Genomic DNA, 11,831 nt, shown 5'->3' with positions numbered 1-11,831 from the left:
CCGAGGGGGCTGTCCCTCGGCGAGGGCACGGCCCCCTACTTGCTCGTGAACTTCTCGTACTCCTTGAGCACGTCCTCCGTGAGCCCGTCCATCCGCAGCTCCCCCCGCTCGAGCCACAGCACCCGGTCACACGTGTCCCGGATCGACTTGTTGTTGTGGCTGACGAGGAAGACGGTGCCCGCGGACTTGCGCAGCTCCCGGATCCGCGCCTCGGAGCGCTTCTGGAAGGAGCGGTCCCCGGTCGCCAGGGCCTCGTCGATCATCAGCACGTCGTGGTCCTTCGCGGCGGCGATGGAGAAGCGCAGCCGCGCCGCCATGCCGGAGGAGTACGTCCGCATGGGAAGGGTGATGAAGTCGCCCTTCTCGTTGATGCCGGAGAAGTCGACGATCTCCTGGTAGCGCTCGCGGACCTGCTCCCTGGACATGCCCATCGCGAGGCCGCCGAGGTAGACGTTGCGCTCGCCGGTGAGGTCGTTCATCAGGGCCGCGTTGACGCCGAGCAGCGAGGGCTGGCCGTCGGTGTAGATCTTGCCGTTCTCCACGGGGAGGAGGCCGGCGACCGCCTTGAGCAGGGTGGACTTGCCCGAGCCGTTGGTGCCGATCAGGCCGATGGCTTCGCCCCGGTACGCCGTGAAGGAGACGCTCTTGACGGCGTGCACCCTGCGGACGCCCGCGGCCTGCTCGGCCTTCTTGCGGCGCAGGATGCGGTTGAGGGCGGCGGTGGCGCTGCCCTTCCCGGCGCCGGTGCCGTTGACGCGGTAGACGATGTCGACGCGGTCGGCGACGACGGTGGGGATGCGCGCGTCCCCGATACCGGCCACGGTCGCGGGCCGGATGTCCTGCGTGATGGTGTCAGCCACGTCCGTACGTCTCCTCGGCCTTCCAGAAGTAGATGAAGCCGCCGACCCCGGCGACCAGCGCCCAGCCGACCGCCAGTGCCCACACGTGGTGCGGCAGCTGATGCGCGTGGAAGCTGTCGATCAGCGCGAAGCGCATCAGGTCGATGTAGACGGCGGCGGGGTTGCTCGCGAGCGCGATCTCCACCCAGTGCGGCACGCTGCTGTTCTTGAGCATCTTGTCGATGCTCCACATGACACCGGAGACGTACATCCAGGTGCGCAGGAGGAACGGCATGAGCTGCGCGATGTCCGGCGTCCTGGCGCCCATCCGAGCCATGACCATCGCCACGCCCGCGTTGAAGGTGAACTGCAGCGCCAGGACGGGGACGGCGAGCAGCCACGACGCGCTCATCGGGACGCCGAAGCAGAGCAGGATGACGAATAGCGCGGCCATCGAGAACAGCAGCTGCTGGAGCTGCTGGAGGGCGTACGACACCGGCAGCGCGGCCCGCGGGAAGTGCAGGGCGCGGACCAGGCCCAGGCTGCCGGAGATCGCCCGGGTACCCGCCATGATCGAGCTCTGGGTGAAGGTCCAGATGAAGACGCCGGTGACCAGGAACGGGATGAAGTCCGGCACACCGTGGCTGGTGCCGAGCAGCACACCGAAGATGAAGTAGTAGACCGCCGCGTTCAGCAGCGGGGTCATCACCTGCCAGACCTGGCCGAGCTTCGCCTGGCTGTACTGGGCGGTGAGCTTGGCGGTGGCGAAGGCGGTGATGAAGTGGCGACGCGCCCACAGCTGCCGGACGTACGCGGGCAGGGACGGGCGGGCGCCGCTGACGGTCAGGCCGCACTGGGCGGCGAGCGCCGCGGCGTCGTCGGCGGGGGGGCCCGGTGTCGCTGTCGGGGGCGGTGTGTGGAGGACCTGGCTCACATCCGCTGCTTTCGCTCGGGGGTGGAGTGCGCGGGGTCCGTCCTTGACGTTTCTTACTGCGCCTTTGCCAGCTTCTTACGTCGGGACGGGACCGTATCGTCGCAACGCGAGCGTAGGGCTTTTGGACGTCGGAACGCAACCGTTTCGTCGTAACGGCCTATGCTGGTCGGCATGACGAACGCCGATGCCCCCAAGACGCAGCCGCGCCGACGGGCCCCCGCCGGGGCGGCCGTCCTCCGGGAGGATGTGACCGAGGCCATCCGTGCCGCCGTCTTCGAGGAACTCGCGGCCGTCGGCTACGCCCGGATGTCCATCGAGGGCATCGCGCGCCGCGCGGGCGTCGGCAAGACCGCCGTCTACCGGCGCTGGCGGTCCAAGCTGCACCTGGTGCTCGACCTGGTCTCGGCCGTCGCGGTCCAGGGACTGCCCGCCCCCGACACGGGCTCCCTGGAGGGCGATCTGCGTCTGCTGTACGAGGTCACCTCGCGCGCCCTGCGCCACCCCGTCGCCGGGCAGATCATCCCCGACCTGCAGGCCGAGGCGGCCCGCAACCCCGACATCGCGGACGCCATGCAGAAGGCGCTGCGCGAGGGACAGCAGGGCGTCGCGAGCGGGATCGTCACGGCGGCGGCCGCGCGGGGTGAGGTGCGCGAGGACATCGATCTCGAACTCGCGCTCGACCTGATGTCCGGCCCGCTGTACTGGCGGGCGGTCGTGGTCCGCGGGCCCAAGCTGCCCAAGGGGTACCTGGCGAGTCTGGCCCGCGCCACGGCGGCGGCGCTCAAAGCGTTGTGATCACGCGGCGGCCTTCGAGGACGGCCGCGCCGTTGCCCGGCGGCCCTTGACGAGACTGACGCCGGCTCCCAGCGAGACGACGCCCATGCCGACGGCGGTCATGACCGGCCTCCGGGCCGCAGTACCCGGGCGACCTTCGACAACTCCTCGATGGCGGCATGCACCCGCTCGATGTACGCCCCCGCCGTGCCGGTCGACATGAAGTCGTTGTACCAGTCGGCATGTTCGTCATACACCGCCGCGCTCGCCCCGGGTCCCATGCCGTCGATGCCAGGGAGAGCGCCAGGGCCGTACGGTGCTGTTCGCTCAGGGCATGGCGTCGCCCGGCTGCCAGGCCAACCGACGGGCGAGGCGGGTGAGTTCCGCAGCGCGCAGGACTCGTCCGCCGGAGCCCGGCAGGGGGACGTGGAGCGGGTCGGTCCACCGGTCCGGGATGGCGTCCGCTCCGTATACGGCGCCTGCCAGGCCTCCCGTCACGGCCGCGACGGTGTCCGTGTCGCCACCGAGGTCGATAGCGGCGCGCACGGCGTCCTCGTACGAGGACGTGGTGCGCAGCGCCCAGACGGCGGAACCCAGACAGGGCCAGACGGCGCCGTTGAACTCCGTTGCCTGGTCCGGATGCCAGTCCGGGGCGAGGACTGTCGCATAGCGGGCACGGTGGTGGTCCGGATGGACGGCGGCGAGGGTCTCGGGGAGCGCGGTGAGCGGGTCGCCTCCCGTGAGGGCGATCCGGACCAGCTCGTGGAAGATCGCGGTGCCTTCCCAGGCCGCGCGGTCCCCGTGGGTGAGCGCGGCGATACGGCGACCCGCGTCCATGGTGGCGTCCCGGCCGTGCGGCGCGAAGTACACCGCGGAGGTGGCCGCCCGCATCAACGCGCCGTTGCCTGCGGCCCGTTGGTTGGTCTGGAAGTGCAGGGCCGCGGCGAGGTCCCACTCCTCGCCGTTGGCGAGGACGTCCTCGGTCTGCAGCCCGATGTCCTTCGGCTCGGCGGCCGCCCACCGCTGGAACCTCCGGAAGACGTCCGGCAGTTCGAGCCCGCCGCACTCCAGCAGCGACTCGCCGACCAGTACGGCCATCTGTGTGTCGTCGGTGGCCTCGCCAGGGTCCCAGCCGCCGCCTCCGCACATCTCACCGCCGTGGCCGGGGGTGGGGAAGCGGGCAGAGAAAACCCCCTCGGGGCCGAACTCGAAGGGGGCGCCGAGGGCGTCGCCCACGGCCGAGCCGAGGATGGCGGCTATGGAGTGCTGTGTACGGGGGTCGTTCATCGGGTTCAGCGTTCGCCGACGCCGTTGCCTCGCTTGAGGGTGGTCAACAGGGCTTTCAGGGTTGCGTGGTTGGTGGTGAGGATCGTCGCCGGGCTGTCGCTCTCGCGGAGGTGTATCGCGATGGGGGTGGTTTCGGGGGTGGCTAGTTCGACGCAGTCATCGGTCGTACCACCGCCGGAGAAGGACGACTTCTGCCATGTAAGTGGGGGGAACGCGTGTGCGCTTCTCATAGTTCCTGGATGATACGGGCGATGAGGTCCTGGGACGCCCTCGGAGACAGGGCTGTCGCTGACACTCGTCCGTAGCGCTGCCGGTACTGCTTCAGCCGTGACTCGGCGTCGAAGAAGGTGCCGCCGTGGCCTGTGTCGATCTGTACGGTGTCGAGCGGTGGAACCGGCCCGCACAGGTAGAGCATCGAGTACCCGGAGCTGCGAAGTCCTCGCCGGCGAACGCCCTACCGTCAGTGACGCAATCGACACTACCGGTTGCATCGGCCCTTCGCTTGCTCAACTCCCCCATGCCCACCGCCAGTTGGAAGCCCGGAGCTGATCCGCCATGCCCGAATACACCCTCCGCTGCCCCACCCTGGAAACCTCACCCCGCATCGCCCGCGACTTCGTGGCCTCCGTGCTGCGTGCGCAACGGCTCGGGGCTCTCGTCGACGACGCGACCGTCTGCGTATCCGAATTGGTCACCAACTCCTGCGTGCACGCGAAGGGAACCGATGCCGTCTTACGGCTCGCCACGGGCCCTGCGGTCGTACGCGTCACCGTCTATGACGAGGACCGGACGCCGCCGGCGCCGAGCGAGGGGTACGACGCCGAGAGCGGTCGCGGGCTGTGGATCGTGGAGGCGCTGACCGAGGGGCGCTGGGGGACCGAGCCCGGCACGCGTCTCGGGCTCACTGGCGAGGGCGGCAAGGGGGTGTGGTTCGAGCTGGACGCGGCCGCGACCTGGAAGACGCGGCCGTGATGTCCTGGGAGGTGGCGTGGGTCGGGGCAGGCCATGCCTGGAGACCCGTCGGGACAGGTCGCGCCTGAAGACCCGCCCCCTGTGCATGACGCCGCAGTACGGGAGTTACGGGCCCTACTCCGGCGCGCACCCCCGCAGCATGTGGGCGATCACGTCATCGAGGCCGTGTTCGAGGGCCTCGGCCGGCAGCATGTCGCTCACCGCCAGACTCGCGAAGCCGTGCAGGGTCGCGAAGAGCGGCAGGCCGACGCGTTCCATCGGGCCCTGCCGCACCTCGCCCCGGTGTTGTCCCTGCGCGATCAGCTCCACCAGCTGCTCGCCCCACCGCTGCGACGCGGCGACCAGCGCTTCGGACGCCGTCGGGTCGTGCTTTTTCGCGTACATGAGGTCGAGCAGCTCGGCGTTGGCGGTCGCGAAGTCCACGTACGCGCGGGCCATGGCGCCGAGCTGCTCGGCGAACGTCTCGCCGACGTCCTCCTGCGATGCGGCCAGAGTTTCGGCGAGCCGGTCGAAGCCCGTCAGCGCCAGCGCGTCCAGCAGGGCCTGCTTGTCCTTGAAGTGGCGGCTCGGTGCGGCATGGCTGACGTCGAGGTCGCGGGCCAGTTCGCGGAGGGACAGGGCGGCGGGCCCCTTCTCCCGGAGCGTCTCCTCGGCGCGGGTGAGCAGCGCGGCGCGCAGGTCTCCGTGGTGGTAGCGGCGGGTCTGCATGGGCGTCATGGCCGTCAGTGTATCGGTCATGTAATCACCGACTACATTGTTGGCGCTGTCACCATTGTTGTCATTGACAGCATTGTTGGCAGCGCCTACATTCTGAGTCATGGCTACTGAACAGAAGAAGTGGAACATCAGCGACATTCCCGATCAGGCCGGCCGCACGGCTGTCGTCACCGGCGCCAACAGCGGGCTCGGCATCGCCACCGTCGATGCGCTGGCCCGCGCGGGCGCGCATGTGGTGCTTGCCGTACGGGACCCCAAGCGCGGCGAGGCCGCCGCTGCCACGGTGCAGGGACGGGGGAGCGTCGAGGTGCGCCGCCTGGACCTGGCCGACCTCGCCTCCGTGCGCGAGTTCGCCGCCGGCTGGCAGGGCGACCTGGACCTGCTGATCAACAACGCCGGCGTCATGAACATCCCCGAGGCCAGCACCGAGGACGGCTTCGAGATGCAGCTCGGCACCAACCATCTGGGGCACTTCGCCCTGACCAACCTGCTGCTGCCGCACGTCACCGACCGCGTCGTGACCGTGTCGTCGGGCGCGCACAAGATGCCGGGCAGCCCGTACATCCACTTCGACAACTTGAACCTGACCGGCGAGTACGCCCCCATCACCGCTTACAGCCAGTCCAAGCTGGCCAACCTGCTGTTCACCCTGGAGCTGCAGCGCCGCCTCGCCGAGGCCGGTTCCCCCGTGCGCGCTCTCGCCGCCCACCCCGGCTGGGCCGCCACCAACCTCCAGAGCCACGACGGCAGCGCCCTGCGCCGCGCGTTCATGCGCGTGGGCAACCGCGTCTTCGCCCAGGACAACAAGGCGGGCGCGCTGCCCACGCTGTACGCCGCGGTCGAGGACCTTCCCGGCGCGAGCTATGTCGGCCCCGACGGCCTCGGCGAGATGCGCGGCGGCCCGACGCTGGTCGGCCGCTCGGCCGCGGCCAGCGACCCCGCCTCGGCGCGCCGCCTGTGGACGGCCTCCGAGGAACTGACCGGCGTCATGTTCCCCGAACTGACCGTATCCGTACGGAGTTAGGGCCTGTCCGGCGGATCACGCCGGAGGTGCGGTGGTCAGCGCCGAGCCGCCTCCGGATGCAGCCGCACCCAGCCCGCCCAGGCCGACGTGATCATGTCCTGGACGTCGTACTTGGCCTTCCAGCCCAGTTCGGTGGCGATGCGGTCGGCGGAGGCGACGACGCGGGCCGGGTCGCCGGGGCGGCGGGAGGTGGTGACCGGGGGGCGGTCGTAGCCGGTGAGGGCGTTGACGCGGTCGATCATCTCGCGGACCGAGACGCCTTCGCCGCGGCCGATGTTGAGGGTGAGGTCGCTGCCGGGGGACGTATCGAGGGCGCGGGCCACGGCCACATGGGCCTCGGCCAGGTCGACCACATGGATGTAGTCGCGGACGCACGTTCCGTCGGGGGTGGGGTAGTCGTCGCCGAAGATGCGTGGGGGCGCGTTCTCCGTGAGCTTTTCGAAGACCATGGGGATGAGGTTGAAGACGCCCACGTCGGCCAGTTCCGGGCATGCCGCGCCCGCCACGTTGAAGTAGCGGAGGGAGGCGGTGGACAGGCCCGTGGCACGGCCCGTTGCGCGGACCAGCCACTCGCCGGCCAGCTTTGTCTCGCCGTACGGGCTCATCGGCACGCACGGCGTCTCCTCCGTCACCAGCGCGTCCCCCCGCGCGGTGTACGGCATGCCGTACACCGCCGCGGACGAGGAGAAGACGAACGAGCCGACCCGCGTGGCCGTCACCGCCTCCAGCAGCACGCGCAGGCCCTCGACGTTCTCCCGGTAGTAGTGCAGCGGGAGGTCCACCGACTCGCCGACCTGCTTCTTCGCCGCCAGATGCACGACACCGGTGACGGAGTGTTCGGTGAGGGTCCGGGACACCAGCTCGCCGTCCAGCGTCGAGCCGACGACCAGCGGGACATCGGCGGGTACCCGCTCCGCGATCCCCGTGGACAAGTCGTCGTAGACCACGGCCTGTTCGCCCGCGTCGAGCATCGCGCGGACGACGTGCGCCCCGATGTAGCCGGCGCCGCCGGTGATCAGCCAGGTCATGTGCGACCGTCCCCTCGTCAGTGAGCCCTGGTGGTGCGTGTGTCGTGCGGTCGCGTATCAGTGAACCAGGCGTTTGAGGCGCCGGTGCACCACATCGGTCATTCCTCTCCAACCGGACGCCGTGCGCAGCGCCAGCGCCCCCGCGTGCGTGCGGTACGGCTGCACCAGCAGGACACCGCGGCGGGCGTCGGGGACGGCGCGGCGGCGCAGCAGGCCGGGGCCCGCGAGCGCGTGCGCGGTGGCCTCCCGGCTGGTGCCGTCGCGGAAGTGGAGCTCCAGCCGGAGATCCCACGTTCCCGCGCCCAGCGCCCCCAGGTCCACCGGCGTCCGGGCCGTCCAGACGTCGCCGTACCGGTCCGGCAGGAAGTTCACCTCGCGGCGCAGTCCCACGTGGCCCTTCTCCCGGTGCACGAACTCCACGTCCACCGACGCCGGACCGGCTTCCGCCATCCGCCCGTACAGCTCGTGCAGGCGCAGCCGCAGCCGGGTGCCACGCGCGCGTGGCCGCAGCTCGGCGTCGACCGCGGCCGGCAGCAGGTGGGCGGAGCGCGTCAGGAAGTGGTCCAGGGTGACCTGGGGGAGGTCGTCCGACCAGATGGGCGTGGCGTCGGAGGCGCGGGCGTACGGCGGGAGCAGTCGGGCCGGGCGGGCCGCGAGCTCCTTGAGGCGGGGCAGGTCGCGGGGCGCGGGGGAGGCCAGGACGACGCGGGCGACGAGGCGGCCGGGGGCGGTCGGGTTGACGGCGAGGTCGGTCGCGTCGAAGGACGAGAGATACGCGCGCGTGAGCTCCCACCAGGCGCGCCGGTACTCCGGGTCGCGCAGTTCGAGTTCGCGCGTGTACATCCGCACCTCGTGGTCGAGGAACTTGGCGTGCACCGCCCGCGCGAGCTCCTTCTCGCCCGCGCCGAGCAGGATCTCGTACGCGGCCCGGTTCGCCTCGGTCCTGGCTCGCCAGTTGGCGATGTCCGCGCGGTCGAGCGAGATCGAGAGCTGAGCGGCCTCGCGCCGTACGTGCCAGACGTACACCGTGTCCGGGATGAGCGCGACACACGGCCCAGCGGCCAGCACGCGCGCGGTGAACACGAAGTCCTCGTAGCGGAAGCGGCCCTCGGGGAAGCGGATCCCGTGCTCGCGCAGGAAGTCGGTGCGGTACAGCTTGTTGACGCAGAGCGTGTCGCGCACCAGGCGGGTGCGCCGAGCGGGGTGGGAGACGAGGGCGGGCTTCGCGTAGAGGGCGCGCTCCCAGGGGACCTCGCGGCCCGAGGGCAGCTCACGGCGCACGCACAGACCGGCCGCGACCTGTGTGTGCTGCCCGGCCGCCGCCGCGAGCAGCGCGTCCACCGCGCCGGCCGGCAGCACGTCGTCGCTGTCCAGGAACATCACGTACGAGGCCGTCGCCGCGTCGATTCCGTCGTTGCGGGGGCTGCCGCAGCCGCCGCTGTTGACGGCGCGGCGGATCACTCTCAGGCGCGGTTCGGCGGCGGCGAGGCCGTCGAGGAGGGCGCCGCTGCCGTCCGTCGAGCAGTCGTCCACGGCGATCACCTCATGGACGGCCGGGCCCTGCGCGAGCGCCGAGCGCACCGCGTCCGTCACATGAGCGGCGTCGTTGTACCCGATGACGACCACACTGACCTGCGCGTGCTGAGAGTTCATGGGATCCACGGGCCGAAACGGTAGGTGTTACGGGTAATTTTCCGTTAAGAGACACTTAGTGTCTTGTGCGGAAGACGGCATGAATCGGGTGCGGGTTCCGTGGAGACCCGTCGGATGTGACCCGGTCTGTCGTATCTGTCATGGCCAGAGGAAGGCCCGACCGCCACAGCCGCGCGTACGAGAGCCCCGCGGCCGTCGCCAGCAGACCGTTGCGTACGAGCATCAGCAGGCAGCCCGTCCAGGTGCTGTGGACGACTTCCCTGTAGAGGCCGGGGTACGCCACCGAGCCGACCGCCGTCGCCGCCACGATCAGCGCGGCCACCGGGCGCTGTGTGGTGTGCCGCGAGGTCAGGCACACGGCGGACAGGCCGAGCAGCCACACCATGTACTGGGGGCTGATCACCCGGCTCGTCACCGTGAACAGCAGCACGGCCGTGAGCGCCGCGTCGTACACGGTCGCCGCCGTCCAGCGCCGCGCCCGGACCCGCCACAGCAGCAGGAGTCCGAACGCGGCGACCGCGAGGGCCAGTGAGACGGCGGCCACCGCGGAGACGTACGGGCCCACGAACTCCATCGCTCCGTACTGGTAGTGCACCGTGCCCGGCCACCCGGCGCGGCGCGCGAAGCCCAGGACCGTGCCCCCGAGCGACTCGATCTGCACGCCCCGGCCGCCCTGCTGGCGCAGGAAGTCGAACGGGTCGCTGAAGACGGCCGTCAGCAGGGCGAGCAGTGCGACCGCCGTGATCACCGCCGACGTCCAGACCTCCCGGGTCCTGCGGCCCCGGGGGATCCCGATCAGCGCCAGTGCGGGCCAGACCTTCACCAACGCCCCCAGTGCGGCGAACGCGCCGCACGCACGCGTGGAGCGCGACAACGTCAACAGCGAGATGACGGCGAAGGCGGTGACCTGGACGTCGTACCGGGCGAGCGGGACGTGCAGGAGCAGGGGGAGCCCACATGTCCACAGGGTGGCGCCGTGCAGGCTGCGCCCGGGCCGCCGCCCCGCGCGCGTGAGGGCGTAGGTGATCCCGGCGTCCGCGAGGAGCGTGAGGGTCACGAAGGCCGTGAAGTACGTCAGCGTCGGCAGCAGGGCGGGCGCGAGCAGCACCGGGCCCGCGCCGGGCGGGTACTGCCACAGGCGGTCGCCGACCGGAAACGTGCCCTGCGACAGAACGCCGTACCAGCGGAAGTACAGGTGCCCCACCTCGCGCGAGACCCCGCCCCGGCCGAGCGCGGCGAGGCCGTCGTGGGCGAGCAGCCACAGCATCAGGGAGCGGGTGGCGAGCCAGGCGGCGGCAAGGGCGAGCGGGCGGCGGGGTCTCTTCGAGGCGCTCATCAAGCCCGGATCGTAAGCCGCATGGATGCCTCACAGCAGTTGATACGCCGTCAATCAACCGCAAACGTTGGTTAATAGCAAAAAATCGGTGCCATGGTGAGCGCGTGGCTGAGGTGGTCCGGTGCCGGGCGTTCGGGGGCGGCGGCCGTCCTGCTGCCCGTGTCCGCAATGCTTGCGATCGGGCTCTGGGGGCTCGACCGCGGCGGCATGTGGCGGGACGAGGCGGTGACGTTCCAGGTCGCGCGTCGCTCGGTGCCGCAGATCTGGCAGCTGCTGCACTCCGTCGACGCGGTGCACGGCCTGTACTACCTCCTGATGCACGCCGCGCTGGCACCGCACCCCGGCGAGGTCGCCCTCCGGCTCCCCTCGGTCTGCGCCGCCGCCACCACCGTGGGCCTCGTCGCGGCCCTCGGCGTCCGACTGTGCCGCCCGCGGGTCGGCCTGTGGGCGGGGCTGCTGTACGCCGTCACGCCCATGGCCGGGCAATTCGCGCAGGAGGGCCGGTCCTACGCGCTCGTCGCGGCCGGGGCGGCGGGGGCGACCGTGCTGTTGGTCCGGGCCATCGGGGTCCCCGCTGGGCGGGCGGAGTCGAGAACTTGGGGGAGGGCGGGGGGCTGGTGGGCGTACGCGGCGGTGGTCGCCGTCACGTGTCTGCTGCACGAGCTGGCGGTGCTCCTGCTGCTCGCGCACGCGGGGACGCTGGCGCTCGTGCGGGTACCGGCGCGGGTGTGGTGGCGGTGGGGGTGCGCGGCCGGAGCCGCGGTACTCGGGCTGATGCCGCTCGTCCTCGTCTCGCGGGAAACGGGCGGAGTTGCATCTGTTTCGGCATTCCGCAGGGTGCGAGAGATGCGTGAAAGCGCAGGTCAGCTCGGCAGGATCAACGAGGTCGGTCGGCTCGCGGTAGCGGCCTGACCTGGACTTTCACAGGCCTACGTAACCGATTCAACCTCTTTCCCGGCGTCTCCCCCGGCCGCCCCGCCTCCCCGCAAACCCTCCGCAGCCACCTCACCCACCTCGGCATCACTGCCCGCCCCACCCGCAACGCCGCCCTGGCCGCACTCGCCGCCGACCTGCCCGCCGTGATCGTCGCCGACTACCTCGGCATGCACATCAGCACCACCACCCACTGGGTCAACTACATCCGCAAGGACTGGGCCGCATACGTCGCGGCCCGTGTCGAGGACACGGGCGACCGCAAGGGCGCTCAGCAGCGCTCCGCGACATGGGTGCGTACCCCGGAGGGGTAGCGGTCGGGGGGCAACGGTTC

At 71.0% G+C, this 11,831-nt stretch carries 14 protein-coding genes and 1 pseudogene; 5 read left to right on the top strand and 10 right to left on the bottom strand.

Annotation, left to right across the window (positions count from 1 at the left end; all coding sequences use genetic code 11):
- Window positions 1–35: 35 nt before the first annotated feature.
- Together OG390_RS20205 and OG390_RS20200 are read right to left on the bottom strand one after the other, a co-directional pair.
- On the bottom strand, window positions 36–860 hold the full coding sequence (locus OG390_RS20205; RefSeq protein WP_406169797.1) for an ABC transporter ATP-binding protein: 825 nt from the start codon (window positions 858–860) through the stop codon (window positions 36–38).
- Window positions 853–1,773 carry an ABC transporter permease gene (locus OG390_RS20200; RefSeq protein WP_406169795.1) on the bottom strand — a complete coding sequence of 307 codons (921 nt, stop codon included), beginning with the start codon at window positions 1,771–1,773 and terminating at the stop codon, window positions 853–855. Before OG390_RS20200 ends, OG390_RS20205 begins: the two co-directional genes overlap by 8 nt.
- A gap of 159 nt (window positions 1,774–1,932) precedes the next feature.
- Between OG390_RS20200 and OG390_RS20195 the strand changes: the two genes are divergently transcribed.
- Window positions 1,933–2,568, top strand: coding sequence for a TetR/AcrR family transcriptional regulator (locus tag OG390_RS20195; RefSeq protein WP_406169793.1), 636 nt, complete (start codon window positions 1,933–1,935; stop codon window positions 2,566–2,568).
- A 98-nt stretch (window positions 2,569–2,666) separates the two neighbouring features.
- Here the strand turns inward: OG390_RS20195 and OG390_RS20190 are convergent, their stop codons facing one another.
- From OG390_RS20190 to OG390_RS20175, 4 genes are read right to left on the bottom strand one after another with little or no spacing between them, the layout of a single operon-like run.
- Window positions 2,667–2,828: a hypothetical protein gene (locus tag OG390_RS20190; protein ID WP_406169791.1), complete on the bottom strand. Its 162-nt coding sequence runs from the start codon at window positions 2,826–2,828 to the stop codon at window positions 2,667–2,669.
- Between the two features lie 46 nt (window positions 2,829–2,874).
- Complete coding sequence (locus OG390_RS20185) at window positions 2,875–3,834, bottom strand: ADP-ribosylglycohydrolase family protein (RefSeq protein WP_406169789.1); 960 nt, start codon at window positions 3,832–3,834, stop codon at window positions 2,875–2,877.
- A gap of 5 nt (window positions 3,835–3,839) precedes the next feature.
- Window positions 3,840–4,064: a DUF397 domain-containing protein gene (locus tag OG390_RS20180; RefSeq protein ID WP_406169788.1), complete on the bottom strand. Its 225-nt coding sequence runs from the start codon at window positions 4,062–4,064 to the stop codon at window positions 3,840–3,842.
- Window positions 4,061–4,249 (bottom strand): Scr1 family TA system antitoxin-like transcriptional regulator, encoded by a 189-nt coding sequence (locus OG390_RS20175; protein ID WP_406169786.1) that lies wholly within the window; start codon window positions 4,247–4,249, stop codon window positions 4,061–4,063. Before OG390_RS20175 ends, OG390_RS20180 begins: the two co-directional genes overlap by 4 nt.
- 140 nt (window positions 4,250–4,389) lie before the next feature.
- On the opposite strand from OG390_RS20175, the gene OG390_RS20170 reads away from it, so the two are divergent.
- The gene (locus OG390_RS20170; protein WP_406169784.1) at window positions 4,390–4,806 is read left to right on the top strand and encodes an ATP-binding protein; all 417 of its coding nucleotides are present in this window, start codon (window positions 4,390–4,392) and stop codon (window positions 4,804–4,806) included.
- 114 nt (window positions 4,807–4,920) lie between these two features.
- Here OG390_RS20170 and OG390_RS20165 read toward each other — a convergent pair whose 3' ends face one another.
- A complete protein-coding gene (locus OG390_RS20165) occupies window positions 4,921–5,514 on the bottom strand; it encodes a TetR/AcrR family transcriptional regulator (protein WP_406177759.1) in 594 nt (197 codons plus the stop codon).
- A gap of 109 nt (window positions 5,515–5,623) precedes the next feature.
- On the opposite strand from OG390_RS20165, the gene OG390_RS20160 reads away from it, so the two are divergent.
- Entirely contained in the window at window positions 5,624–6,547 is a 924-nt protein-coding gene (locus OG390_RS20160; RefSeq protein ID WP_406169782.1) for an oxidoreductase, read from the top strand.
- 35 nt (window positions 6,548–6,582) lie between these two features.
- On the opposite strand, the gene galE is transcribed toward OG390_RS20160, so the two are convergent.
- The 3 genes from galE to OG390_RS20145 are packed head-to-tail and all read right to left on the bottom strand — an operon-like array spanning window position 6,583 to window position 10,564.
- Window positions 6,583–7,575 (bottom strand): UDP-glucose 4-epimerase GalE, encoded by a 993-nt coding sequence (gene galE, locus OG390_RS20155; protein WP_406169780.1) that lies wholly within the window; start codon window positions 7,573–7,575, stop codon window positions 6,583–6,585.
- A gap of 57 nt (window positions 7,576–7,632) precedes the next feature.
- Complete coding sequence (locus OG390_RS20150; RefSeq protein WP_406169779.1) at window positions 7,633–9,228, bottom strand: glycosyltransferase family 2 protein; 1,596 nt, start codon at window positions 9,226–9,228, stop codon at window positions 7,633–7,635.
- A 55-nt stretch (window positions 9,229–9,283) separates the two neighbouring features.
- Window positions 9,284–10,564, bottom strand: a complete 1,281-nt coding sequence (locus OG390_RS20145; protein ID WP_406169777.1) for a glycosyltransferase family 87 protein — start codon at window positions 10,562–10,564, stop codon at window positions 9,284–9,286.
- Between the two features lie 168 nt (window positions 10,565–10,732).
- Between OG390_RS20145 and OG390_RS20140 the strand changes: the two are divergent.
- A pseudogene (locus tag OG390_RS20140) lies at window positions 10,733–11,362 on the top strand (hypothetical protein); the annotation flags it as partial.
- Between the two features lie 281 nt (window positions 11,363–11,643).
- Window positions 11,644–11,811: a hypothetical protein gene (locus OG390_RS20135; protein WP_406169775.1), complete on the top strand. Its 168-nt coding sequence runs from the start codon at window positions 11,644–11,646 to the stop codon at window positions 11,809–11,811.
- Window positions 11,812–11,831: the final 20 nt, after the last annotated feature.

It is taken from the genome of Streptomyces sp. NBC_00996 (assembly GCF_045162675.1).
In the GTDB taxonomy this organism is placed as follows: domain Bacteria; phylum Actinomycetota; class Actinomycetes; order Streptomycetales; family Streptomycetaceae; genus Streptomyces.
Note: the sequence above shows the minus strand (reverse complement) of the source record. Positions and strands in the feature narration are given on the sequence as shown.